We start from the raw sequence: 25,679 nt of genomic DNA on the forward strand, positions 1-25,679 counted from the left end.
ATGTGGCTACGAAGCCGGATGTCTTGGATTTACCCTATATCACCAGCTACAAGCTCACGGGATTCCCTGTATCGTGATGGCGCCTACAACGGTGATGAAGGAAGGATCTAAGCGTGTTAAGACTGATAAAAAAGATGCAGCTCAGCTCGCAAAAGCTCTGGCCTTTCGTAGCTATCGGCCTGTTCATATTCCTACTGTTGAGGATGAACAAGTCAAAGAATATATCCGCATGAGAACAGACCACAAAGTGGCTCTGAAGAAAATCAAACAACAAATTTTTGCCTTCTGTCTCCGACATGATTTTCGCTATACCAAGGGAAGCAGTAATTGGACACAGAAACATGTCCGCTGGCTCCATTCTCTAAATCCTAAGGGACTTTACGCAGAGATTTTGACAGAATACCTATTGACCTATGAGAAATTAGTAGATCAAATAGAACGGTATGATGCGCGAATTGTGCAACTGGCTCAAAGCGACAGTTATCAAGAGAAGATCTCTCAGCTTTCTTGCTTTATTGGCGTCAAAACACTAACCGCTCTTTCCATTGTGACGGAAATCGGTGATTTTAACCGCTTTGCGACAGCTCAACATTTTGCTTCTTATCTTGGGCTAACTCCTAGCGAAAATTCTAGCGGCGACAAGGAGAGAAGAGGTGCTATCACCAAAGTTGGGAATAGCTATGTGAGACGACTTCTGATAGAAGCTGCACAATCATTGGCTAAGGGAACGATTGGGTATAAATCCAAAGAATTGAAAAGGAGACAAAGTGGAAACCGAGTGGAGGTGATTGCTTATGCAGATAAGGCTAATGAACGCTTAAGAAGACGTTATCGCACACTTGTTCTAGGAAAAAATAAGAAACAAAATGTTGCTAAAACAGCTATTGCACGGGAATTATCTGGTTTTATTTGGGGGATGATGACAGAAATAAGGATTGAAATAATGTTTGAATGGAGAGTATCTTGAAGGAGTTTAGGACTTCAAGGTTTGAGTTATCTACGAAATGACTAAGTGGCACAATTGTGATACACGCTTATAGAGAGTAGGACTCGCGGCAGAACCATTGACCTGTAGGTAACCAATCCACGAATATCAGAGTGGCCAATGCCCGAAGCTAAGAACTAGGCTCTTTCTAGATACTTTTCATTTTTTATCAGTTCGATTGTTTTTACTTGACAAAGGGCTTTACATATCAGTCATTTAGTTTGCTTTTAGTACTCGCTTCAAAGGTTCGGGAGCCTTTGAAGGCTGGAGATAGGGCGAAACAAGTTCGCCTCAATAGCTACAGGTTGCTAGAACAGCCTAAAATCTGTTCTAGGTTGGAAATAAGGAAACGACGTTTCCTCGCTCGTCGAAGTAATTAAAGATAAACTGATATGACTATATAAAATGAATTACAGAATATATGATTGAGATAGATGGTACCTTGTTGCACGTTGCAACAGGGTATTTTTTATTTAGAGTAGTAAACACAGGGTAAAAATGTTAGTGTTTGAGTTCCTGTTAACATCTCGGAGGAGTGGTTGATTTTTCGAATATTCTGGAGATTGTTTGAGGTGGGAAATTGGTAGTAAGGGAGTCAGTCGTATCACTTCCCGCTCCCATTTTGTATGGTTTACTTTCGTGAATGTAGTATAGTCCATTTTGGATAGTATATGAATAATGACATGTAAAATGTTTACTAATGATTGATAAAATCGAAGAAGAAAATCATATTTGTGCTAAGTATATTTTATTGCTTGGGGAATGAAGATACTCGAATTTTATAAGATTATATCAAGATTCGTTTTGAAAGTATTTAAAATAAATGATAAAAATCGTTGACAAAACCGGTTTACTATATTACAATACAATTTGTAAACGCTTTAAAAAATAAAATACAAGGGAGTTACGAATATGAATCAGCAATTTTCATTGGATCAATTTTCTCTGAGAGGAAAAATTGCATTGGTAACAGGAGCATCGTATGGGATTGGCTTTGCGATTGCATCAGCCTATGCCAAAGCAGGGGCGACAATTGTTTTTAATGATATTAATCAAGAGTTGGTTGATAGGGGAATGGCAGCCTATAGGGCAGCAGGTATTAATGCGCATGGCTATGTTTGCGATGTAACTGATGAGGATGGAATACAGGCTATGGTTGCTCAAATTGAATCAGAAGTTGGAGTTATTGATATTCTAGTGAATAATGCTGGTATTATTCGTAGGGTTCCAATGATTGAAATGACAGCAGCTCAATTTCGTCAAGTTATTGATATTGACCTAAATGCTCCGTTTATTGTTTCTAAAGCGGTTATTCCATCTATGATTAAAAAGGGACATGGGAAAATTATCAATATTTGTTCCATGATGAGTGAGTTAGGACGAGAAACAGTGTCTGCTTATGCAGCGGCTAAAGGTGGGCTTAAGATGTTGACGAAGAATATTGCTTCGGAATACGGTGAAGCCAATATACAATGTAACGGCATTGGTCCTGGGTATATTGCAACTCCACAAACAGCTCCGTTACGTGAACTCCAGAAGGATGGTTCTCGTCATCCATTTGATCAATTTATTATCGCGAAGACCCCTGCAGCTCGTTGGGGTGAAGCTGAGGATTTGATGGGTCCAGCAGTCTTTTTAGCAAGTGATGCTAGTAATTTTGTGAATGGGCACATTCTTTATGTTGATGGAGGAATTCTAGCTTACATTGGTAAACAGCCGGAAGCGTAATAAACGAATTAACAAATTTAACAAATTTTGATATAAGAAGGGAAAAAACGATGAAAATTGCACTTATTAATGAAAATAGTCAGGCGGCTAAAAATAGTCTTATTTTTGAAACATTGAAGTCAGTAACAGATGCTAAAGGGTATCATGTTTTTAACTATGGAATGTATGGTAAAGAGGGAGAAAGTCAGTTGACTTATGTACAAAATGGTCTGCTGGCTTCAATCCTTCTAGTTAGTAAGGCAGCGGATTTTGTTATTACAGGTTGTGGCACGGGGGTAGGTGCCATGTTGGCGGCTAATAGTTTTCCAGGGGTAGTTTGTGGCTTTGCGGTAGATCCGACGGATGCATACCTCTTTTCACAGATAAATGGAGGAAATGCTTTGTCTCTGCCATTTGCAAAGGGATTCGGTTGGGGAGCTGAATTAAATCTCAAATTACTTTTTGAGCGACTGTTTGCAGAGGAAATGGGGGGCGGTTATCCCCGTGAACGCGTTATTCCAGAACAACGAAATGCCCGTATTTTGAATGAAATGAAAGCAGTCACCTATAAAGACTTACTGACAGTACTTCAAGAAATTGATCAAGATTTTTTGAAAGAAACTATTTCAGGTGAACATTTCCAAGAATATTTCTTTGCCAACTGTCAGGACGAGTCAATTGCAGCATATTTAAAAACAGTATTAGAAAGTTAAAGAGTGAGGGGCGGTTATGAAGAAGGTATTACTGATTGGTGAACCTTTAATTCGCATTACACCAACAAACTATCAAGAATTGACAGATGGTGTAGAAAGTCGTGTGTTTTTTGGAGGTTCAGAAATCAATGTCGCTTGTAATCTTCAAGGATTTGGATGTGAAACCAAGCTTTTGACCGCACTACCACAAGGCTCTCTAGGTGATAGATTTTTAGATTTCTTAGATGGGAAAGGGATTGATACTTCCAGTGTTCAACGTAAGGGGGAACGTGTGGGAGTATACTACATGGAAGCAGGATTTGGTTGCCGTTCTAGTCAAGTCTACTATGATCGGGGGCAGTCTAGTTTGGAAGCTATTCAAGTCGATCATTTTGATATGGATCAATTATTTTTAGAGGTTGGTTTGGTTCACTTTAGTGGTATCACCGTGGCCATTGGTTCAGCTGTTAGGGCATGGCTTGTTCAAGTATTAAAAGAAGCAAAGCGTCGTAAAATTCCGATTTCGATGGATCTTAATTGGCGTTCTAAGATGATTGGATTAAGAGATGCAAAAAAAGTGTTCTCGCAATTTGCGACCTATGCAGACTATTGTTTTGGTCTGGAACCTATTATGGCTAATGAAAAAGATTGGGAATTATTTGAAAGAGATACGGCTACTGTCCATACAATAAGAGAACGGATGCAAACTTTAAAGGAAGCCTATAAGTTTCAAGCAATCTTCCATACGATTAGGCAGACAGATGAACTAGGCAGAAATTTATATAAGGCTTACGGATTAGCTGATGAATTTTGTTGCTCTCAAGAATTGAAAACTCAGGTGTTACAACGTGTTGGCAGTGGTGATGCGTTTGTTGCTGGGGCATTATATAAATTGTTAGAGAGGACGTCGTTAAAGGCGATTTTAGATTTTGCTGTTGCTAGCGGAACTTATAAATGCAGCATAGAAGGGGATCACATGCGGCAATCTCTTAGCAAAGTTGAGTCTTTATTAGAGGGGAAAAATGACATTATACGATAAAGGAGAAAAAATGAGTCCATCACAAATTATTTCAAAATTGAAGGAGCAAGGGCTTGTTGTAGTCGTTAGAGGAGATGACAAAGAAGTCGGATTTAAGACGGCACAGGCCTGTATTGCAGGAGGAATTACAGCTATAGAGGTTGCTTATACAAATCCTGACGCGAATATGATTATTACAGAACTTAGTCGATGCCATAAAGATGATGTTTCTGTTTTAATTGGGGCTGGAACGGTTCTAGATTCTGTAACGGCCCGGCAAGCCATTATGGCGGGAGCAAGTTATATTGTTTCACCATCTTTTAATATAGAAGTTGCAAAAATCTGTCATCTTTATGCAGTGCCATATCTTCCGGGCTGTATGACTCTAACGGAGATTACAAATGCTTTGGAAGCAGGCTGTGAAATGGTTAAACTGTTTCCTGGTAGTGTTTTGGGGACAAACTATATTACTGCAATCAAAGGACCATTACCGCATGTTTCAATCATGGTAACCGGTGGAGTAAAGCTTAATAATGTTTCAGAATGGTTTAACGCTGGTGCAACTGTTCTTGGTATTGGTGGGGAATTTAATCAATTAGCTACTAAAGGAGAGTTCGGTACAATTCAAGAATTAGCGTCCTCTTATACAAGTGTTAGAGATAAGATGAAGTAGTTTATTTCAAAATAAGGACTGTATTTTAACGTTTTCACTTTCTCCTGCCTCCAACGGGGTTGAATGTGGGAGAAAGTGAGATGTTACAGGGGAAATTTTGAACGGAAACATGGAGAGATTTGGTGCTCCTGTTTATGAAAAGAGGGAGCTGGAGAATATTTTTTAAATAAAAGTCCAACAAAATATAAAACGCTTACATTTTTTTTATAAAATCTATTGACAAGTGGTTGTCAATAGTCTACAATACAAAGTGTAGGTAAACCGGTAAAGTTAAAAGGAGAGAATTATGATTAAAGTGATTGTCGTTGCTCATGGACAGTTTGCTAGTGGGATTCTTACTTCACTAAAGTTAATTGCAGGAGAGGTGGAGAATATTGAGGCAATTGATTTTAGTGAAGGAATGTCGGCGCAAGAACTAAAAGCACGCATCAAAGCAGCTATATTAGGCGAAAGAGAGGTTTTGATTTTAACTGATTTACTAGGAGGTACGCCTTTTAAAGTTAGTGTAGAATTAGCAGCAGAACAGAAAGAGCAGAATGTTGTCGTTCTTTCAGGTTTAAATCTTGCGATGATTTTGGAAGCGAATTTTTCACGGTTAACAGATGATTTAGAACAATTGGTTGGTAAATTGATTACCACTTCTAAAGATGGAATCGTTGATTCTGTCAGTCTGTTAGCAGAGGATAACCATGATGAAGAGTTATTTGAAGATGGTATATGAGGGAGAAATACATGATTAAGGACGTTTTGATTGAGTCAATTGCCAAAAAAAGAGAGTTTAGAAATTCCACTCTATTGAGTAAGAAAGAAGTTGAGGCTGCAATAGAATTGGCGATTCAACAACTTGTTATCAATTGTGAATATTTTGGTGAGTCGTTCCCGACTCCGGCCACATTTGATAACCATTATCCAAAGATGGATAATACAGAGTGGACAAATGGTTTTTGGACGGGCGCGCTTTGGTTAGGACATGAGTATTCTTTGAACAACAAAATGAAAGCGTTAGCAAAAAAGAATACGGCATCTTTCTTGGAACGTGTCAAACAAAGAATTGAATTAGATCATCATGATTTGGGATTCCTGTATTCACCATCAACGGTAGCTGATTATAAATTGACAGGTAGCAAAGAGGCTTTAGAAGCTTCGCTCTTGGCTGCTGATAAATTAATGGAGCGCTATCAAGAAAAGGGCGGTTTTATTCAGGCCTGGGGGCAACTTGGTAAAGCAGAAGATTATCGACTGATTATTGATTGTTTGTTGAATTTACAATTACTTTTCTTTGCTTATGAGGAGACAGGTGAGCAGAAATATTATGATGTAGCTCTTAGTCATTTCTACGCTTCTGTTAATACAGTTATTCGAGATGATGCTTCAACATTCCATACCTATTACTTTGACCCTGAAACAGGAAAACCGCTCAAAGGGGTTACTCGACAAGGATTTAGTGATGACTCTTCCTGGGCGCGTGGTCAATCTTGGGGTATTTACGGTATTCCGTTAGCTTACCGTAAAATTAAAGATCCCGCATGTTTAAATTTGTTTAAAGGAGTAACCAACTACTTTCTTAACCGTTTGCCAGAGGATAACGTTTCCTATTGGGACTTAATTTTTAATGATGGTAGTGGGCACGCTCGTGATTCTTCTGCGACAGCAATAGCGGTTTGTGGTATTCACGAGATGCTTAAATATTTGCCAGAAGTTGATGAGGACAAGGAAACTTATAAATACGCTATGCACACGATGCTACGGTCCTTGATTGATAACTATGCTAACCGTGAGTTAGCTCCAGGTCGCCCATTGCTTCTACATGGGGTCTACTCTTGGCATTCAGGAAAAGGTGTCAATGAAGGAAATACTTGGGGCGATTATTATTACTTAGAAGCTTTGCTTCGTTTTTATAAAGATTGGGAATTATATTGGTAGGAGGTTAAAATGGCAACACCAAATATTGTAATGGCTCGTATTGATGAGCGACTAATTCATGGACAGGGACAACTATGGGTTAAATCCTTAGGTTGTAATACTGTCATCGTGGCAAATGATAAGGTTAGTGAGGATAAGATTCAGCAGACATTAATGAAAACGGTTATTCCAGATTCAGTAGCTATGCGTTTCTTCCCTTTGCAGAAAGTGATTGATGTGATTCATAAGGCTAATCCTGCTCAAACTATTTTCTTAGTTATTAAAGATTTGCAAGATGCACTAACTTTGGTTAAAGGTGGAGTGCCAATCACAGAATTAAATATTGGAAATATTCATAATGCGCCTGGAAAAACGCAAGTAACACGGTCTATCTTTTTTGGTTCAGAAGATAAGGCTATAGTGAGAGAGTTGAACGATGTTTATAAGATTCGCTTCAACACAAAGACAACGCCTTCTGGTAATGATGGGGCAGTTGAAGTTAATATATTGGATTATATTTAAAAAATAAGGAGAATTATCATGACGATCAGTCTAATTCAAGCAGCTCTTATTGGTCTGTGGACAGCTTTCTGTTTTAGCGGTCTATTATTGGGGCTTTACACAAACCGATGTATCGTGCTTTCTTTTGGGGTCGGAATCATTTTAGGAGATCTACCAACGGCTTTAGCTATGGGTGCTATCAGTGAGCTGGCATACATGGGATTTGGTGTTGGTGCTGGGGGGACCGTTCCTCCAAATCCAATCGGACCTGGTATTTTTGGTACTTTGATGGCTATTACAAGTGCTGGAAAAGTAACACCAGAAGCAGCTTTAGCACTTTCAACACCTATTGCGGTAGGTATTCAATTCTTACAAACTTCAGCATATACTCTACATGCGGGTGCTCCAGAATCAGCTATCAAACATCTTCGTGCAGGAAACCTTTCTAAATTTAAACGTGTTGCAAATGGTACAGTGATTACTTTCGCCTTTTTAGGATTTGCTCTCGGTTTCTTGGGTGCCTATTCAATGGATACTCTTTTGAAATTGGTTGAAATGATTCCGCCAGTATTATTAACCGGATTGAGTGTAGCAGGTAAGATGCTTCCAGCTATCGGTTTTGCAATGATTTTGTCTGTAATGGCTAAGAAAGAATTGATCCCGTTTGTATTGCTTGGCTATGTTTGTGCAGCCTATCTACAACTGCCTGTAATTGGTATCGCAATTGTCGGTAGTATCTTTGCACTTAAAGAATTCTTTAATAAACCAGAACAAGTGGCAGTGAAACAGGAGGAAGCACACGATGACTGGATCTAAACTAACTAAAAAAGATTATCTCAACACATCTCTACGGGCCTTCTTCTTGCAGAATGGTTTCAATTACAGTAATTATCAAGGGATTGGCTATGCAAATGTCATGTATCCAGCTTTTAAGAAGCATTTTGGTGACGACAAAGAAGGATTAACTAAAGCTTTAGAAGAAAACTGTGAGTTTTACAATACCAATCCGCATTTTCTTCCATTCATTACTAGTCTTCATTTGGTCATGTTAGAAAATGATCTCCCAGAAGAAGAGACTCGTGGGATTAAGATGGCACTGATGGGGCCGTTGGCAGGGATTGGTGATTCACTTTCACAATTTGTATTAGCTCCCCTTTTGTCTACGATTGCTGCTTCTCTAGCAGGTCAAGGACTGGTTATGGGACCGATTCTTTTCTTCCTTGGAATGAACATTATCTTGACCTCTATCAAGTTGTTGACTGGTTTGTATGGCTATAAATTTGGTACCAGTGTGATTGATAAATTGAGTGACCAAATGGCAACAATTTCTAAGGTAGCTAATATCATCGGTGTGACAGTTATCTCTGGTTTAGCAGTAACCTTTGTAAAAATTTCGGTGCCAATTACCTTTGCGGCGGGTGAATTAACAGAAGGAGCAGATCAGAAAATTGTAACCATCCAGGGAATGTTAGACAAGATTGCCCCTGCATTGCTTCCTGCCTTGTTTACGATTTTAGTTTATTATCTCATCAAGAACAAGAAATGGACTACTTATAAATTGGTTATCTTGACCGTTATCATCGGTATTTTGGGTAGCTGGTTGGGCATCCTTGCATAAGCAATTATGGATCAACAAACACTCTACTATGCACTAATTATTTTAGTAGCTCTATCGACCATACTTCCTGTACTTACGTCTTATGTCAATCGTAAACGACAACAAAAAGCTCTTGAGGAGCAACTGGAAAAACGCCAACGCTACTTATCAACCTTACAGGCTGGAGATGAGGTTATCCTCTTCTCTGGACTGCATGGTAAAATTATCAAACTAACAGATAGCTTGGTAGAACTACAGATTGCAAAAGGCATTATTGTTTACGTTGAAAAAGAGTCGATTATGGGAAAAGCCAAAGAACTACTTTTTACGAAGTAGTTCTTCTTTCTTTAAGAGAGAAAAGCGATTGCGAAATAAAAAATGTTGTAGTAACATTGTTTTACACTGTATAAAAAAGGAGAGGAAATACCAATGGGGATTTTTACCAGTCAAACGAAGCGATATTATAGCATTCGTAAATATAAAATTGGAGTTTGTTCAGCTCTTATTGCGCTGTCTATATTGGGAACAAGGGTTGCAGCCAATCAGTTGCCAAGTACAGAAACAGCTAGTCCACAAACCAGTCAGTTAGTGGAAACCACTTCAGAAGCGACAGAAGTAGCTAATCATACGACAGAACCAGTAACGACAAGTGAGGTCAGCTCTGAAGCTAGTCCTGTTACGTCAACAGAAAGCCAGCCTTCAAGCACCGCTGTAGAAACTGTTGCCAGTCCGCAAGCTGTTCAGGCGACAAAAGAAGAGAAGAACCTAGTAGCCAATGGGGAGTTCATCAGTACAACGGCACCATCAGGAAACTGGAAAGAATCGGCTGCTACAGACTGGGAAACGTGGATTCCGAATGATATTAAAAAAGAAAATGGAGCTGTTTCTATTGATGATGGGAAACTTCATATTTCTTCAACAAATACTTACCGAGTGGCGGTGTACCAAACAGTGGATGTAGATCCTAGCAAGCGCTATCTCTTTAGCTATGATGTCGAAACCAAGGATCTGAAGGGGAGCGGTGTTCGTGTTCGCTTGCGCAGTTTGACTGCAGAAGGCAAGGATTTGAGCCAGCAAGAATTTACTTTCACAAATTTTGTGGCTGGTACACAACAAAGAAAGGTGGAGAAAGGGTTAACAGTTTCTCCCGAAACTCGTAAATTGAAGGTGGAGCTGTTTTTTGAGAATGGTATAGGCCAAGCCTGGCTGGATAACATCTCGCTGGTAGAATATGCTGAAAAAACACCAGAAACACCAGAGTCAAGCCCAGAACTTGTCCAACCTGAAACAGGGGAAATTACCCTTGCCAGCAATAAGGTTTACCTGCCTGTTCGCCCAGACCTGACCTATCGTATTGCGAATGCGACTGTGGCCACTGTGGAGAAAAATATGATTCGTCCGCTTGTGGCTGGAAAAACTCAGGTAGATATTTATGATAAAGACACCAAACTATCTAGTTTCGAGCTGACAGTTACGAAGCATCAAGCAACAGTCTTTGATACCTTAAGGAACAACTGGGAAGATATTTCTTTAGCCAATAAACGCTACCAATCTAATGATACTCAGATGAAAGCCTTTCTAGGGCGTTTAGATGCCGGCGTAGCTTCTTCTCTTAAAAAATGGGTTGAACCAACAGAGCAGGGCAAAACGATTTTCAACGATATTGACTTTAGTAAATCCAGCCACCTGACAACGGTCTATCGCCGCTTGGAGCAGATGGTCCAAGTAGTTGAGAATCCAGACTCAGCCTATTACCACGACCGCTCACTTATCGATTTGGTCAGAAAAGGAATGAACTGGCTTTACACCAATGTTTATAATGAAAATAAGTCAATTGATGGGAATTGGTGGGATTATGAAATTGGGACTCCGCGTGCAGTTGTCAATACATTAATCTACATGTATCCCTACTTTAGTCAGGAGGAGATTCTAACCTATACCAAACCGATTTCGAAATTTGTACCAGATCCAACCACTATCCGTAAAACATTGACCAATCCAGTCCCAGCAGTTGGTGGTAATCAGACGGATTTGAGCAAGGTGGCCATCTTGGAAGGAGCTCTTCGCGAAGATGCTGACCGTGTGAGGGCTGGTGCGCAAGGTTTGACAACGATTATGAAATTTGTAGATAAGGGAGAGGGCTTCTACAAGGACGGCTCCTTTATCGACCACACCAATGTTGCCTACACAGGAGCGTACGGAAATGTCCTCATTGAAGGTTTTTCACAGTTACTACCAGTTATTCAGCCAACGGAGTTTGCCCTCAAGGAAGAACAGACCAACATTCTTTATGAATGGATTGAAAAAGCCTTTATGCCAATATTGGTTCGCGGTGAATTGATGGATATGACCCGCGGTCGTTCCATCAGTCGGGCAACTGGTGAATCACATGTTCAGGCCATGGAGATTTTAAGGTCTTTGGTCCGCATTGCAGAATCGGCTCAGCCTGAGCAAAAAACCAAACTTCTCTCCTTTGTTAAGGCGCAGCTGACCTCTGATACCTTCTATGACAGCTACCGCAGCCTCAAATCCTATAAGGATATTGATTTGGTCAACAAGCTTTTAGCTGATAATCAAATCCCTGCTGAAGTGGATAAAGATTATATTGCAGCCTTCAACAATATGGATAAGTTTGTTTATCGAAGTGCTCAAGAAGGCTTTACCTTTGCTTTGTCCATGTACTCTTCTAGAACTCAAAACTATGAAGATATGAACAATGAAAACCGCAAGGGTTGGTATACAGCAGATGGTATGTTTTACCTCTACAATGATGATTTGAGTCATTACAGTAACCACTACTGGGCAACAGTTGACCCGTATCGCTTACCGGGAACGACAACGACCAAGGACAAACGAGAAGACGGCAGTGGCGAGGTAACTCTTGCAAGTGACTTTGTTGGAGCAAGCCAGTTAGGCAACCGCTTGGCGACGATTGCAATGGATTTCAATAACTGGAACAATAGTCTGACTGCTCGTAAGGCTTGGATTGTTCTGGGAAATAAGATTGTTTTCCTAGGTACTGATATACAGCATCAATCTGCTCAAGGCGCCGTGACAACGATTGAAAATCGTAAACTCTTGACCGGAGAAAAATATAGCTATTACATAAATGGCCAGCCAGTTGATTTGTCCAAAGAAGTAGTGACAGATAAGACTCAATCCTTTTACATGACCAATGGCAAGGACAATCAGTCCATCGGCTATGTCTTCTTGAACCAATTGCCGACTCATGCCAAGTTAGATCAGCGAACCGGCAAATGGAGCGACATCAACCACAATCAGTCCAAAGAAGAAGTGAGCAATTCCTTTGTTAGCCTATGGCATGAACATGCACAAACATCAAGTAACTATGCTTATGTCCTTGTTCCAAACCAATCTATGGAAAAAGTAAATCAGGCAGCTGCTAGTGTGAAATTGCTTCATCAAGACAGGGATTTGCAAGTGGTATACGACCAAGAACAGAATGTCTGGGGCGTTGTGAAATACACGGATACAGCCTACAAGCTGACAGATGATATTACCTTAACAGATGCCGGTTTGTATACCATTCAGAAAGTCGAAGGTGGCTATCGCATCGCCTTTTACAATCCGTCTACCCGAACCGTAAAGAATGGCATTGAGCTGACAAAGGCAGGTTCCAGTCTGACTGTTGAGATGGAGCCAACGGCGGCTTATCCATCCACTGTCTGGAAGGTTACTATGCCAGAAGGTTCTGATAAACAAACTGGAAGTGTCGAAAAAACAGAAAAAGAAGAAAAACAACTCAAGGAAAACCAACCAAGTTCAGAGGTGAAACAAGTGGTTCATCATGCCGCTGAAAAAACAAAGCCGAGTAAGCCCCGTCTGCCCCAGACAGGAGAAGAAGCAAGTCTAGGTCTTGGTTTCTTAGGTTTGCTAACCTTGGGGGCAGTGGTGGATTTCAAGTGTCGCAGATCGCACTCCTAAATGAAATTCGTGGGTGAAGGGGGAGCGTGAAAGAACTCGACGGATAAAAAAGTTCGTCAACAAGTCTTTATTTCTAGTTGTTGAGCTGAAACAGTCTATTCCCAGACTGTTTCACCCTCACCCCCGCATAGTTGATTAGATCAGATTTGGAGTGTGAAATACGAATTGCTGAGATTTGTTTTGGAACTCCTATCTCCAACCTTTAACAGTCCACTGAACTGTTAAAGCCGATCAATCACTGCGCTGAGATGTTGATATGAACTTTGAAGAGTGGATCTGGGCTTTGTCCAGCCTCTCTTCTTTTGGAGAAGCGATAGAGAAAGGACTTGTTATGCAAACAATATTCGAAAAAATAGTAGCTAATCAGTCAGCAGAGTCGGTCAAAACCTATATTCTCAATCAACAAGATGCAGCTTATAAAGAGCTTCTCCTTTCCTGTCAAAATTTATTAAATGATATTTTTATCTTTGAAGACAATTGGGATATGGAACCTTGTTCAGTCGGGTATCATCTTGCTCCTCTTGACTGGACAGCCGACTGCCATGGGGATGAGGAATGGACCTTTATGCTCAATCGGCAGGAATACTTGTGGAAATTAGTTTTGGCCTATCTGGTTGAAAAAGATTCGCGCTACATGGAGCAGGTTAAACGGTTTATCTTTAGTTGGATAGAACAAGTGACAGATTGGCATCCTAAAAGAACGAGCAGTCGCACCTTAGATACGGCTATCCGCTGTCTAAGCTGGCTCAATATTCTCCCATTTTTAATTGATTGGGGCGGACTAAGTGAAGCTGAGCGTAGCCAACTGTTAGTATCCATTCAAAAACAATTATTTTATCTTCACAGTCATTACCGTGCCAAAGATACGTTGAGTAATTGGGGAATTTTCCAGACTGGCGCAATGCTCTTGGCCCATGCTTATATCGGCGATCAGGTGGATTTAGTAGAGCTTCACCATTTTGCTCGTCAGGAAATCGAAGAGCAAATTCAAACTCAGATATTGGAAGATGGAACTCAGTTTGAGCAGTCTTTTCTCTACCATGTGGAAGTTTATAAACTCTTGCTAAGACTAGCTTTCAGCTTGCCAGATTATCGAAAACAGTGGACACCTATTTTGAAAAAGATGGCAGACTATGTCTTACAGATGACGGGACCAGATGGTAAAAGTGTGGCTCTTGGCGATAGCGATGTTCATTGTACTTCTGACATCTTACAGATGACTGCGATTTTCTTTGAAGATGGCACCTACCTAGTAGATAATTCCAAGCTAGATTTAGGCGTTCTCTTCTTGGTCGGAGAAAATGGCTTGCGCATATTTGAACACTTGACCGCTCAACCCAGCTCGTCAGGGGGACAACATTTTTCTGAATCAGGTCACAGTATTGTCAAAGAAGTGGACAGCTATTTATGTTTCAAGGCCGGTCCCATGGGAAGTGCCCACAGCCACTCTGACCAAAATAGCTTGTGCTTTTACCATAAAGGACAACCAATCGTAATTGACAGCGGTCGTTTCAGCTACCGTGAATGCGAGGAGCGCTACTTGCTTAAAAGTGCTTGGGCTCACAGCACTTGTATCCTTGATGACAATGCTCCAGAGCAGATAAAGGGTTCATGGGAATATGACACATATCCTCAGTTTATTAGTCACAGTTATAAGGGTTTTGAACGCTGTCATTGGATGCAGGGCATTTATCAGGCTCAGACCAGCCAAGGCTTGCCTTACTGGCATAAACGACAGCTCCTTATGGTTGGAGGTGATTTATTGCTGATAGTGGATAGCGTTGATTGCTCAGGCCAGCATGAGTTGACCAGTCAATTGATTTTAGATGAAAGGGTCAAGATTGGAGAAGAGCAGTTAAATGATCTTCGGCTATATAGCCAAAAGGATTTTGAAATCCAGAAAACCGTGCGTTCTCCCCGATACAACCAACTAGTAGAGACCAATAAACTGGTCAAAAAAGAGAGTTTTCGAGATCGATTAGTTACATTTACTCTATTAGCAGATGAAGCAATTCGTGTCAAGCAATTGCCAGTTTACCAAACAGACTATCATTTGATAGAAAGTGGTTTGGCTTTTAGCTGTCAAGGAAAGGGAATGAATATTCTGTTAGTGGTTTCTGATAATGATATATATAAGGGAGAGAAATTACTTCAAGTGGCTGGTTATAAGTTGAGAGGTAAGTGCTTAGTAGTGGATAGGGATAAGAGACAAGTTGTCCGACTCAAAAATTAGAAGGGACAGAAAAATACAGTCATTTCTGTGCAAAATAACTGATAAAGTACGGATAGTATGATAGAATAAAGTAATAAAAGGAGGTATCGGTAAGGTGTCAGAGAAGTTTACCATCAAAGATATTGCAGAACTGGCTCAGACTTCAAAAACAACAGTTTCCTTTTACTTAAATGGTAAATATGAAAAGATGTCCAAAGAGACACGCGAAAGAATTGAGAGAGTCATTCGCGAAACAGACTATAAACCCAGCGTTGTTGCGCGGAGCCTAAATTCAAAAAATACTAAGTTGATTGGAGTATTGATTGGAGATATTACAAATACATTTTCCAATCAAATTGTCAAAGGTATAGAAGAAGAAGCGCATAAGAGTGGCTATCAAGTTATCATCGGAAACAGCAATTACAATCAAGAAAGCGAAGATAAGTATATTGAGAGCATGCTGATGTTGGGTGTAGATGGTTTTATTATTCAGCCGACATCGCATTTTAGAAAATATTCGCGCATTATTGAGGATAAGAAAAAGCATATGGTTTTCTTTGACAGTCAACTTTACGAACATCGTACCAGTTGGATTAAGACAAATAATTACGATGCTGTCTATGATGCAACTCAACTATGTGTAGAAAATGGCTATCAAAAATTTATTCTTATTACAGCTGACATTAGTCGCTTAAGTACACGGATTGAACGAGCTACAGGGTTTATGGATGCTTTGTTAGATTGTAAACAAAGTTATCAAGATTTAACAATTGCAGATGAAAATACGGACATAGAGGAAATTAAACGTTTTCTTCAAGGGGTGGTAAATCCTCAGGAAAAGACCTTAGTGTTCGTTCCGAATTGCTGGGCGTTACCTTTAGTTTTTAATGCTATGAAAGAACTTAAATATGACTTTCCTCAGGTTGGTCTTTTGGGGTTTGACAATACTGAATGGACAAATTTTTCATCCCCTACTATCTCTACCATTGTTCAACCCGCTTTTGAAGAAGGGTGTCAAGCAACAAGGATGCTGATCAATCAGATTGAGGGTGGAAACCAAGTGGAACGACAGCAGGTTTTAGATTGTACAGTTCATTGGAAAGAATCTACATTCTAAGTTAAGTTAAATTTTACTTCTTAGGAAGAGGAGCAGAACGAAGTAGGATATTCGGATTGAGAGCTCACTGAAATCCTCCTTGACTCGCCTAATATATACAAAAAAATAGGAATTTTCCCTTAACTGGTGGGAGAATTCCTATTTTTATACCAATCTTCTTAAGATGGTATATCAATATTATGAATTATGATAGCGATATCATACATATGATTTAAAACTCAACAGATTTCTAAACCAGAAAAATAGAAATGATATTTTTCCAGATCTACAACCCATATAAATAATCATCATCTGTCATAGCTTCTACTTCACCAAGAAGATAGCCGTTACCAACTTGGGAGAAGAAGTCGTGGTTAGATGTACCGGTTGAGATACCGTTCATGATGATTGGGTTGACATCATCTGCTGAATCTGGGAAGAGTGGATCCTGTCCCAAGTTCATGAGAGCTTTGTTGGCATTGTAACGAAGGAAAGTCAAGACTTCCTCAGTCCAGCCAACTGCATCATAGAGGGAGCGTGTGTAGCCCTCTTCGTTTTCGTAGAGCTGGTAGAGCAAGTCGTACATCCAGTCGCGGAGTTTGTCCTGTTCTTCCTCGGACAATTCATTGAAACCAAGTTGGAACTTGTAACCGATGTAGGTACCGTGAACTGACTCGTCACGGATGATCAGCTTGATGATTTCCGCAACGTTGGCCAATTTGTTGTTACCAAGGTAGTAGAGTGGCGTGAAGAAACCAGAGTAGAAGAGGAAGGTTTCTAGGAAAACGCTGGCTACTTTCTTTTCAAGTGGTGTACCTGTTTCGTAGATTTCGTTGATAATCTTTGCCTTGCGTTGCAAGTATTCGTTGCTGTTGGTCCATTCAAAGATGTCTTCAATCTCAGACTTGGTGTTCAAGGTTGAGAAGATAGAAGAGTAAGACTTGGCATGGACTGACTCCATGAATTGGATGTTGTTGTAAACAGCTTCTTCGTGCGGTGTACGAATATCGTTGCGAAGAGCTTGGACACCTGTTTCAGATTGAAGGGTATCCAAGAGGGTCAAACCGCCAAAGACCTTACCAACCAGGTCTTTTTCTTCAGCAGTAAGTTTACGCCAGTCATCCAAGTCGTTTGATAATGGGATACGTGTATCGAGCCAGAATTGCTCGGTCAACTTTTCCCAAGTTGACTTGTCAATAACATCCTCAATGGCGTTCCAGTTTATGGCTTTGTAGTAGGTTTCCATCATATTCTCTTTCTTTTTCTTATACTTCAAATATTATATCACAAATAGATAGTAGCCTGTAAAAAAATCCCCTAAAAGGGATTTGTAATCGAGCGCTCATTAGTTGCTTCACATCATGAACGACAGTGTCGTAAGGTAGTCAGTACCGTTCATTCATTTGATGCTTTAGCATCAATGTCTTACGACACGTAGAAACTGAAGACGATATTTCTTCAGTTTCGGAGTTAGTGAGGTAGCTAGCTAATCCGCCGATAGCGGTTAGCGTAGATTAGCTAGTTGATTTATCAACAGCTAATCTTGCTACGTTAGATCACACAACTTTCACATTGATTTGCGCCGACTTCTTCGCCGTCATCGGTAAAGGTACGGATGTAGTAGATAGACTTGATACCTTTGTTGAAGGCGTAGTTACGAAGGATAGAGAGGTCACGTGTAGTTTGTTTGTTCTCTTTTTTCCATTCATAGAGTTCTTTTGGAAGTTCGCTGCGAAGGAAAAGAGTGAGCGACAAACCTTGGTCGACGTGTTCTGTTGCAGCAGCGTAGACATCGATGACTTTGCGCATATCCATATCGTAGGCAGACTTGTAGAATGGAATGGTTTCTGTTGCCAAGCCAGCTGCTGGATAGTAGATTTTGCCGATTTTCTTCTCTTGGCGTTCCTCAATCCGTTGTGTGATTGGATGAATAGAAGCAGAGACATCGTTGATGTAGCTGATAGAACCGTTTGGAGCAACAGCTAGTCGGTTTTGGTGGTAAAGACCATCTGCCATGACTTTCTCACGTAGGTCAGCCCAATCTTGTCCGCTTGGAATGAAAATCCCTTCAAAGAGTTCTTTGACACGCTCGGATTGTGGTTGGTAATCCCCAGTCACATACTTGTTGAAATAAGTGCCGTCTGCGTATTTTGATTTGTCAAAATTATGGAAGGTTGCCTTGCGTTCGCGGGCAATGTTATTTGATTCTACTAAAGTCCAGTAGTTGAGGAGCATGAAGTAGATGTTGGTAAATTCTACGGCAGTTTTTGAACCGTAATCAATCAAGTTCTGAGCCAGGTAAGAGTGAAGTCCCATAGCACCAAGCCCGATAGAATGAGCACGTTCGTTTCCAGCCTCGATAGACGGCACCGCAGAAATATGCGAATGGTCAGTCACGTAGGTCAGGGCACGAGTCATGGTACGGACAGAACGACCAAAGTCAGGCGATTTCATCAGGTTGACAATGTTGGTTGAGCCAAGGTTACATGACACATCTGTTCCCATAGTCAAGTATTCCTGAGAGTCGTTGATCACGCTCGGTGTCTGAACTTGAAGGATTTCTGAACAGAGGTTGGACATGATAATCTTGCCGTCAACAGGGTTGCTACGGTTGGCAGTATCGATGTTGATAACGTATGGATAGCCAGACTCTTGTTGTAGTTTGGAAATTTCTGTTTCCAAGTCACGTGCCTTGATTTTTGTCTTACGAATGCGAGGGTTTGCCACCAATTCATCGTATTTTTCTGTGATGTCAAGGTAGCTATAAGGGACACCGTATTCCAACTCAACTGAGTATGGGCTGAAGAGGTACATATCTTCGTTTTTACGTGCCAATTCGTAGAATTTATCAGGAACGGTGATACCGAGTGATAAGGTCTTCACACGAACTTTCTCATCGGCATTTTCTTTCTTAGTAGAAAGGAAGGAAATAATATCTGGGTGGAAAACATCCAGATACACTACCCCAGCCCCTTGGCGTTGCCCAAGCTGGTTAGAATAGGAGAAGCTGTCTTCGAAGAGTTTCATAACAGGAACAACCCCAGAAGCCGCCCCCTCATAGCCCTTGATTGGAGCACCTGCCTCACGCAAGTTGCTGAGGGAAATACCAACACCACCACCGATACGGGACAATTGCAGAGCAGAGTTGATAGAACGTCCGATCGAGTTCATATCGTCAGTGACTTGGATGAGGAAACATGATACCAACTCACCACGACGGGCACGACCTGCGTTGAGGAAAGAAGGAGTTGCTGGCTGGTAACGAAGGTGAATCATTTCGTTAGCCAAGTTCAAGGCCAACTCTTCATTTCCTTCTGCAAAATACAAGGCGTTGAAGAGAACGCGATCTTCCATACTTTCCAAGTAATAGGCTCCATCATTTGTTTTGAGGGCATACTGATTGTAGAACTTGTAAGCTGCCATGAAAGACTTGAAGCGGAAATTTTGGTCTTTCAAGAATTGATCAATTTTGATGATAAATTCTGGACTGTATTGGTCCAAAAACTCTTTTTCAAGGTAATTTTCTTCTAATAGATAAGCAATTTTGTCTAAAATACTATCAAATTGCTTGGTATTTGGGAGGACGTTTTCTTTAAAGAAGGCCTTAACCGCTTCTTGGTCCTTGTGGAGTGGGATTTGCCCATTAACAGGACGGTTGATTTCGTTATTTAAACGGAAGTAGGACACATCGCCTAGCTCTTTTAAACTCATAGTCGCAATCTCTTTCTATAAACAGTAGGGAGTTAAACCAAGGCTTTTAGTTTTCCTGGTTGAAAACCTGAGAAAACATCATTTTCAGTTTCGATAACAGGTGCAGCTGAGAAACCGAGACCTTTTACGTGATCGATAAATTCAGGCTGTTCATCTAGATTGATTTCTTTATAATCTACACTATGTTGGTCCAAGAATTTCTTGGTCATTTTACACTGTACACAATCATTTTTTGAATAGATCGTTACCATTCAATTTCTCCTTTGTCCATGAGGGATTAATAAAAAATCCCAATTTTGTTACCAATCTAGGATACAAGATTTTAAGGTTAAAGTCAAGAAGGAAGTTTATTTAAAATCACAAAATATAGTGCACAATATTTTTATAAAACACCATATATTGTACCTCCGCTCATTGCCACTAAGTCGAAAAATAGCGTTTACATAGCTGTTTCTATTTAGTTTGATAACCCTAACAATCTCTCAGTAAAATATAGATTAGCTTTTTTACAAATGTCATAATATTTTGAAGGAAATATTTGATGTTACAAAATGTAACATTTATGGTTATACATGTATTGAATATATATTACCTTTTGTACTATACTATTCAATAATGCTGAAAGAGGTTATAAAATATGGAAAAATCACATAGAAAAAGCTTGTTTCATAAAGGGAAAGAATATTCATATTATGCATTGGATTCGGTTTCAATAGAAGAAAAAGTGGATATTCATTCACTTCCCTATACCATTCGTATTTTATTAGAAAGTCTTTTCAGAAAAGAAGATGGTGTGGATGTTACAAAAAATCACATAATGGAGTTGCTTCATTATCAGGCTGCATCTCCTAAAGGAGAAATCCCCTTTAAACCTAGTCGTGTTATTTTGCAAGATTTTACAGGTGTTCCTGTTGTGGTAGATTTAGCCTCCATGCGTGATGCGGTGGTGAAAGCAGGTGGAAACCCTGAATTGATTAACCCAGAAATTCCAGTGGATTTAGTCATCGACCACTCTGTTCAAGTTGATTTTTTTGGGACTGAAGATGCTCTGGAGAAAAATATTGCCTTAGAGTTCGAGAGAAATAATGAACGCTATGAATTTCTGAAGTGGGCAGAGAATTCCTTTGAAAATTATCGTGCTGTGCCTCCAGCGACAGGAATTATCCATCAGGTAAACATTGAATTTCTAAGCGATGTTATTATCAACAAGGATGGCTTGCTTTATCCAGATTCTATGTTTGGTACAGACAGTCATACGACCATGATTAATGGTCTTGGTGTACTTGGTTGGGGTGTAGGTGGTATTGAGGCGGAAGCTGCAATGTTGGGTGAAGCATCTTATTTTCCTATCCCTGAGGTGATTGGTGTTCGCCTAGCTGGGCAATTGCCTAAGGTTGCTACTGCAACGGATTTGGCTCTTAAGGTCACTCAACTTCTACGTCAGGAAAATGTAGTTGGGAAGTTTGTCGAATTCTTTGGACCAGGTTTATCTTCTCTTACATTAGCGGATCGAGCAACTGTTTCCAATATGGCTCCAGAATACGGTGCGACTTGTGGCTATTTCCCGATTGATGAAGAAACTTTACATTATATGAGATTGACCAACCGTTCGGAGGAGCACGTGGAGTTGACAGAAGCCTATGTTAAGGCTAATTATTTATTCTATGATGCTGAACGTTTTCCGTCTTATAGCAAGGTTTTAGAATTGGATTTATCGACAGTAGTTCCATCTATTTCTGGTCCTAAAAGACCACAAGATTTGATAGAACTAACAGATGCAAAAGCAGAGTTTCAGGCTAGTTTAATACGTGAAGTAGGTGTGCGTGGATTTGGTTTGGAGGAAGCAGAGTTAGATAAAACAGCCACGGTTAAGTATGTTGAAGGAGAGGAGCAAATTCAAACAGGTCATGTTGCTATTGCGGCGATTACCTCATGTACAAATACCTCCAATCCGTATGTCCTTTTGGCGGCAGGATTACTGGCAAAAAATGCGGTAGAAAAAGGTTTGGCAGTTTCTAAGACGGTCAAGACGTCATTGGCACCAGGCTCAAAAGTAGTGACTGGCTATTTGAAAAAATCAGGTTTGCAGATCTATCTAGATGCCTTAGGGTTCAATTTGGTTGGTTATGGTTGTACAACTTGTATCGGTAACTCAGGTGATCTGCGTCCTGAAGTAGCAGAGGCGATTAAGGAAGAAGATTTATTGGTTTCTGCGGTATTATCTGGAAATCGTAACTTTGAAGGACGGATTAATCCATTGGTAAAAGCTAATTTCTTAGCGAGTCCACCACTAGTTGTTGCCTATGCTATTGCGGGGAATATGAATGTAGATTTAACAAGGGATCCGCTGGGGTATGGTGAGAAGCAACAAGCTGTCTACCTTGCGGACATTATGCCAAGTCGTGAGGAGGTAGACGACTACATTGAGCGTTATGTGACTCGTGACCTTTATAAGGAAGAATACCAACAGGTATTTACAGATAGTCAGGCTTGGAATGCGATTGAAACAAAGACAGATAAGAATTACAATTGGAATTCCTCTTCTACCTATATTCAAAATCCGCCCTATTTTGACAATATGCAGGCAGATTTATCCATAAAACCACTGGAAAATTTATCTGTTTTGGCTAAATTTGGCGATTCTGTAACGACAGATCATATTTCCCCGGCAGGGAATATTGCACGATTGAGTCCAGCCGCTCGTTATCTCGAAGAGAATGGTATTGTTTATAAGGATTTTAATTCTTATGGAAGTCGTCGTGGAAATCACGAAGTCATGATGCGTGGGACTTTTGCAAATATTCGTATAAAGAATGAGCTGGCAGATGGAAAAATTGGTGGTTGGACAAGAGTTGGTGATGAGATTCTTCCAATCTATGATGCGGCTATGAGTTATAAGGAAGCTGGTGTCGGTAGTATTGTTATTGCTGGTAAAGACTATGGGATGGGGTCAAGCCGTGATTGGGCAGCCAAAGGTTCAAGTTTACTTGGTGTGAAGGCTGTTCTTGCTGAGTCATTTGAGCGGATTCACCGTTCAAACTTAGTGATGATGGGTGTTCTTCCTTTACAATTTTTAGAAGGTCAGTCGGCAGAAAGTCTTGGCTTGACTGGACACGAAAGCTATACAATCGACTTGCCAGAAGATGTCGGTGTTGGTCAAATTGTAACAGTCCATGCGCAAACAGACGATGTTACAAAGGAGTTTCAAGCTCTGGTGCGGTTTGATGCGGAGGCGGATATTCGTTATTATCGCCACGGAGGTATTTTACCTATGGTAGTAAGAAAGAAACTAGGAGGAAAGGTATGACAGAAACGAATGGGTTAAAAGATGCGATTGCCTGTGATACGCGAATCAGTGCAATTGAAAATGACCGCTTGTCCTATGCAGGATATGACATTGCTGAATTGATGGAGAATAACGCTTCTTTTGAGGAAGTCATCTATCTTCTGTGGAACCTGCATTTGCCAACTCAGATTGAATTAAATTATTTTGAGAAAAGCCTGCGAAAAGAATATGCGATTTCAGATGCGGTAGAGCAATGTATTCTGATTCAATCGCGGCGACATTTGCATCCTATGAGCGTATTGCGTTCGACAGTATCTCTCCTTGGAGTATATAATGTACACGCTGAAGAGAATTCGTTAGAAGCTTTGTATGAACAATCTATTCAGATTATGGCCAAGGTTCCGACGATTATTGCAACATTTGCTCGTTTGAGACGCGGATTGGTTCCAATCGAACCGCAGTCTGATCTGGGTTTTGCGGCGAATTTTCTTTATATGCTGAATGGTGAGGAGCCGAGTGATTTGCAAATCAAAGCGTTTAACAAAGCTTTGGTGCTTCATGCTGATCATGAATTGAATGCATCTACTTTTGCTGCGCGTGTCACGGCATCAACGTTAACGGATTTATATTCTTGTGTCACCACGGCAATTGGGACTCTGAAAGGCTCATTGCATGGTGGTGCAAATGAACGAGTGTTTGACATGTTGCTAGCTATTCGTGAGAGTGGTGATACCGAGAGATATTTGCAGAAGAAGCTGGATTCGAAGGAAAAAATTATGGGATTTGGCCATCGAGTCTATAAAACGGTTGATCCTCGTCAAGAGTATTTGAAGGAGATGGCGCGTGATTTGACATTCGGAACAGATGATGAAGCATTTTATAGATTGTCAGAGGAAGTAGAGAGCTTTATTAAAAACAAAAAAGGTTTAATTCCAAACGTAGATTTTTATTCGGCGACAGTTTACCATGTGCTAGGTATTGATAGTGATATTTTTACATTGATTTTTGCAATGAGCCGTATGGCGGGGTGGATTGCACATGTCCAGGAACAACGGAAAAATAATAAATTGATTCGTCCGCGCTCTTCCTACTTAGGTGGTAGGAATTTGGTTTACATCCCGATTGGAAAGAGGTAAATATGGCAGAAAAAATCCTGATGAGAGAGGGACGGTTAATTGTCCCAGATTGTCCCGTTATTCCTTATATTGAAGGAGATGGTATTGGCAGGGATATTTGGTCAGTCAGTCAAAAAGTTATTGATGCTGCAGTGAAAAAAGCCTATGCAGGTCAACGTTCTATTCAGTGGAGGGAGGTTTTTGCAGGAGAAAAGGCTTATGAATTAACGGGAACTTCTTTGCCGAATGAGACATTGTCAATAATCCGTGAGTATTTAGTTGCAATCAAAGGTCCCTTGGGGACGCCGATTGGGAAAGGTCATCGTTCTCTTAATGTTGCACTTCGTCAAGAATTAGATTTGTATGCCTGTGTGCGCCCGATTCGCTATTTTAAGGGAGTGCCAAGTCCGCTGAAAGAGCCTGAAAAGACGGATATTACTATTTTTCGTGAAAATACAGAAGATATTTATGCAGGTATTGAATGGGAGGCTGGTTCAGATGAAGTTGCCAAAGTCATTTCCTTTCTGCAAGAAGAAATGGGAGTGATAAATATTCGTTTTCCAGAATCTTCAAGTATTGGTATCAAACCGATTTCGGAAGAAGGGAGTAAACGCCTCATTCGCTCTGCAATAGAATATGCCTTAGAACATCAACTGAAGATAGTGACCTTAGTTCATAAGGGAAATATTCAAAAGTTTACAGAAGGCGGTTTCCGCAAATGGGGTTATGAATTGGCGAAAGAAGAATTTGCTACAGAACTTGCAGAGGGGACTTTGGTAGTAAATGACATTATTGCGGATAACTTTCTGCAGCAGATTTTATTGGCGCCGGAAAACTTCCAAGTGGTTGCTCTTACAAATCTAAATGGAGATTATGCATCAGATGCTCTTGCGGCACAGGTCGGAGGAATAGGCATCTCACCAGGTGCTAACATTAATTATCAGACAGGTCATGCTATCTTTGAAGCGACACATGGAACTGCTCCTGATATTGCAGGGAAGAATCTGGCTAATCCATGTTCCCTCTTGCTTTCGGCTTGTATGATGTTGGAATATATAGGCTGGAAAGAAGCAGCTACTTTAATTATTCAGGCCTTGGAAGATGCTTTTATAAATAAAAATGTTACGCTTGATTTTGCTAAAATTTTGGACGTTGCTCATCTATCTACTAGTCAATTTTCAGAAGTTCTACTAGACTCTATTTAATGAAGAAAAAGTAAAATGAACCTCTCTTTGTATG

General features: G+C 40.4%; 20 protein-coding genes. 17 read left to right on the forward strand and 3 right to left on the reverse strand.

The features are described from left to right. From ODU39_RS06045 to ODU39_RS06110, 14 genes are all read left to right on the forward strand, one after another. Window positions 1-967: IS110 family transposase (locus tag ODU39_RS06045; protein ID WP_398581436.1), on the forward strand; the 967-nt coding region annotated here is incomplete at its 5' end. Window positions 968-1,897: 930 nt separating this feature from the next. Next, window positions 1,898-2,713, forward strand: a complete 816-nt coding sequence (locus ODU39_RS06050; protein WP_105135053.1) for a gluconate 5-dehydrogenase — start codon at window positions 1,898-1,900, stop codon at window positions 2,711-2,713. A gap of 50 nt (window positions 2,714-2,763) precedes the next feature. Continuing rightward, the gene (locus ODU39_RS06055) at window positions 2,764-3,405 is read left to right on the forward strand and encodes an RpiB/LacA/LacB family sugar-phosphate isomerase (RefSeq protein ID WP_002936092.1); all 642 of its coding nucleotides are present in this window, start codon (window positions 2,764-2,766) and stop codon (window positions 3,403-3,405) included. Window positions 3,406-3,421: 16 nt separating this feature from the next. Continuing rightward, window positions 3,422-4,423 (forward strand): sugar kinase, encoded by a 1,002-nt coding sequence (locus tag ODU39_RS06060; protein ID WP_205014820.1) that lies wholly within the window; start codon window positions 3,422-3,424, stop codon window positions 4,421-4,423. A 10-nt stretch (window positions 4,424-4,433) separates the two neighbouring features. Further along, entirely contained in the window at window positions 4,434-5,075 is a 642-nt protein-coding gene (locus ODU39_RS06065; protein ID WP_024399468.1) for a bifunctional 4-hydroxy-2-oxoglutarate aldolase/2-dehydro-3-deoxy-phosphogluconate aldolase, read from the forward strand. 286 nt (window positions 5,076-5,361) lie between these two features. Further along, a complete protein-coding gene (locus tag ODU39_RS06070; RefSeq protein ID WP_032505021.1) occupies window positions 5,362-5,796 on the forward strand; it encodes a PTS sugar transporter subunit IIA in 435 nt (144 codons plus the stop codon). An 11-nt stretch (window positions 5,797-5,807) separates the two neighbouring features. After that, complete coding sequence (locus ODU39_RS06075; RefSeq protein ID WP_105178646.1) at window positions 5,808-6,998, forward strand: glycoside hydrolase family 88 protein; 1,191 nt, start codon at window positions 5,808-5,810, stop codon at window positions 6,996-6,998. Window positions 6,999-7,007: 9 nt separating this feature from the next. Then, window positions 7,008-7,499: a PTS system mannose/fructose/N-acetylgalactosamine-transporter subunit IIB gene (locus tag ODU39_RS06080; RefSeq protein WP_024412368.1), complete on the forward strand. Its 492-nt coding sequence runs from the start codon at window positions 7,008-7,010 to the stop codon at window positions 7,497-7,499. Between the two features lie 18 nt (window positions 7,500-7,517). Further along, window positions 7,518-8,294: a PTS mannose/fructose/sorbose/N-acetylgalactosamine transporter subunit IIC gene (locus tag ODU39_RS06085; protein WP_002936077.1), complete on the forward strand. Its 777-nt coding sequence runs from the start codon at window positions 7,518-7,520 to the stop codon at window positions 8,292-8,294. Then, complete coding sequence (locus tag ODU39_RS06090; protein ID WP_002936073.1) at window positions 8,281-9,096, forward strand: PTS system mannose/fructose/sorbose family transporter subunit IID; 816 nt, start codon at window positions 8,281-8,283, stop codon at window positions 9,094-9,096. The genes ODU39_RS06085 and ODU39_RS06090 overlap by 14 nt, the downstream gene beginning before the upstream one ends. 6 nt (window positions 9,097-9,102) lie before the next feature. Then, the gene (yajC, locus tag ODU39_RS06095; protein WP_024399466.1) at window positions 9,103-9,411 is read left to right on the forward strand and encodes a preprotein translocase subunit YajC; all 309 of its coding nucleotides are present in this window, start codon (window positions 9,103-9,105) and stop codon (window positions 9,409-9,411) included. A gap of 93 nt (window positions 9,412-9,504) precedes the next feature. Then, the gene (gene hylA / locus ODU39_RS06100; protein WP_398580096.1) at window positions 9,505-13,020 is read left to right on the forward strand and encodes a hyaluronate lyase; all 3,516 of its coding nucleotides are present in this window, start codon (window positions 9,505-9,507) and stop codon (window positions 13,018-13,020) included. Between the two features lie 256 nt (window positions 13,021-13,276). Continuing rightward, complete coding sequence (locus ODU39_RS06105) at window positions 13,277-15,253, forward strand: heparinase II/III family protein (RefSeq protein ID WP_398580097.1); 1,977 nt, start codon at window positions 13,277-13,279, stop codon at window positions 15,251-15,253. Window positions 15,254-15,347: 94 nt separating this feature from the next. Beyond that, window positions 15,348-16,349: a LacI family DNA-binding transcriptional regulator gene (locus ODU39_RS06110; protein WP_029188556.1), complete on the forward strand. Its 1,002-nt coding sequence runs from the start codon at window positions 15,348-15,350 to the stop codon at window positions 16,347-16,349. 265 nt (window positions 16,350-16,614) lie between these two features. Here ODU39_RS06110 and nrdF read toward each other — a convergent pair whose 3' ends face one another. The 3 genes from nrdF to nrdH form a co-directional block, all read right to left on the reverse strand. Then, a complete protein-coding gene (nrdF, locus tag ODU39_RS06115; protein WP_002936057.1) occupies window positions 16,615-17,574 on the reverse strand; it encodes a class 1b ribonucleoside-diphosphate reductase subunit beta in 960 nt (319 codons plus the stop codon). Between the two features lie 305 nt (window positions 17,575-17,879). Beyond that, window positions 17,880-20,039 carry a class 1b ribonucleoside-diphosphate reductase subunit alpha gene (gene nrdE / locus ODU39_RS06120; protein WP_029751857.1) on the reverse strand — a complete coding sequence of 720 codons (2,160 nt, stop codon included), beginning with the start codon at window positions 20,037-20,039 and terminating at the stop codon, window positions 17,880-17,882. Between the two features lie 32 nt (window positions 20,040-20,071). Further along, window positions 20,072-20,290: a glutaredoxin-like protein NrdH gene (nrdH, locus tag ODU39_RS06125; protein WP_004299071.1), complete on the reverse strand. Its 219-nt coding sequence runs from the start codon at window positions 20,288-20,290 to the stop codon at window positions 20,072-20,074. Window positions 20,291-20,676: 386 nt separating this feature from the next. Here nrdH and acnA point away from each other — a divergent pair, with 386 nt between their 5' ends. Genes acnA through icd form a run of 3 tightly spaced genes read left to right on the forward strand, consistent with a single transcriptional unit; the run spans window position 20,677 to window position 25,645 of the window. Further along, the gene (gene acnA, locus ODU39_RS06130; RefSeq protein WP_398580098.1) at window positions 20,677-23,346 is read left to right on the forward strand and encodes an aconitate hydratase AcnA; all 2,670 of its coding nucleotides are present in this window, start codon (window positions 20,677-20,679) and stop codon (window positions 23,344-23,346) included. Beyond that, complete coding sequence (locus ODU39_RS06135) at window positions 23,343-24,461, forward strand: citrate synthase (RefSeq protein WP_398580099.1); 1,119 nt, start codon at window positions 23,343-23,345, stop codon at window positions 24,459-24,461. Before acnA ends, ODU39_RS06135 begins: the two co-directional genes overlap by 4 nt. A gap of 2 nt (window positions 24,462-24,463) precedes the next feature. Continuing rightward, window positions 24,464-25,645 carry an NADP-dependent isocitrate dehydrogenase gene (gene icd / locus ODU39_RS06140; RefSeq protein ID WP_141600418.1) on the forward strand — a complete coding sequence of 394 codons (1,182 nt, stop codon included), beginning with the start codon at window positions 24,464-24,466 and terminating at the stop codon, window positions 25,643-25,645. Window positions 25,646-25,679 lie beyond the last annotated feature (34 nt).

The sequence above is a fragment of the Streptococcus sp. 2021WUSS126 genome (assembly GCF_044427255.1).
Taxonomy (GTDB): Bacteria; Bacillota; Bacilli; order Lactobacillales; family Streptococcaceae; genus Streptococcus; species Streptococcus hashimotonensis.

Coding starts and splice junctions, on each gene's coding strand:
- ODU39_RS06135 (WP_398580099.1), top strand. CDS start 23,343: ATGACAGAAACGAATGGGTTAAAAGATGCGATTGCCTGTGATACGCGA.
- yajC (WP_024399466.1), top strand. CDS start 9,103: ATGGATCAACAAACACTCTACTATGCACTAATTATTTTAGTAGCTCTA.
- ODU39_RS06080 (WP_024412368.1), top strand. CDS start 7,008: ATGGCAACACCAAATATTGTAATGGCTCGTATTGATGAGCGACTAATT.
- nrdE (WP_029751857.1), bottom strand. CDS start 20,039: ATGAGTTTAAAAGAGCTAGGCGATGTGTCCTACTTCCGTTTAAATAAC.
- ODU39_RS06105 (WP_398580097.1), top strand. CDS start 13,277: ATGAACTTTGAAGAGTGGATCTGGGCTTTGTCCAGCCTCTCTTCTTTT.
- ODU39_RS06070 (WP_032505021.1), top strand. CDS start 5,362: ATGATTAAAGTGATTGTCGTTGCTCATGGACAGTTTGCTAGTGGGATT.
- ODU39_RS06075 (WP_105178646.1), top strand. CDS start 5,808: ATGATTAAGGACGTTTTGATTGAGTCAATTGCCAAAAAAAGAGAGTTT.
- ODU39_RS06050 (WP_105135053.1), top strand. CDS start 1,898: ATGAATCAGCAATTTTCATTGGATCAATTTTCTCTGAGAGGAAAAATT.
- ODU39_RS06055 (WP_002936092.1), top strand. CDS start 2,764: ATGAAAATTGCACTTATTAATGAAAATAGTCAGGCGGCTAAAAATAGT.
- ODU39_RS06060 (WP_205014820.1), top strand. CDS start 3,422: ATGAAGAAGGTATTACTGATTGGTGAACCTTTAATTCGCATTACACCA.
- nrdH (WP_004299071.1), bottom strand. CDS start 20,290: ATGGTAACGATCTATTCAAAAAATGATTGTGTACAGTGTAAAATGACC.
- acnA (WP_398580098.1), top strand. CDS start 20,677: ATGGAAAAATCACATAGAAAAAGCTTGTTTCATAAAGGGAAAGAATAT.
- ODU39_RS06090 (WP_002936073.1), top strand. CDS start 8,281: ATGACTGGATCTAAACTAACTAAAAAAGATTATCTCAACACATCTCTA.
- nrdF (WP_002936057.1), bottom strand. CDS start 17,574: ATGGAAACCTACTACAAAGCCATAAACTGGAACGCCATTGAGGATGTT.
- hylA (WP_398580096.1), top strand. CDS start 9,505: ATGGGGATTTTTACCAGTCAAACGAAGCGATATTATAGCATTCGTAAA.
- ODU39_RS06085 (WP_002936077.1), top strand. CDS start 7,518: ATGACGATCAGTCTAATTCAAGCAGCTCTTATTGGTCTGTGGACAGCT.
- ODU39_RS06065 (WP_024399468.1), top strand. CDS start 4,434: ATGAGTCCATCACAAATTATTTCAAAATTGAAGGAGCAAGGGCTTGTT.
- icd (WP_141600418.1), top strand. CDS start 24,464: ATGGCAGAAAAAATCCTGATGAGAGAGGGACGGTTAATTGTCCCAGAT.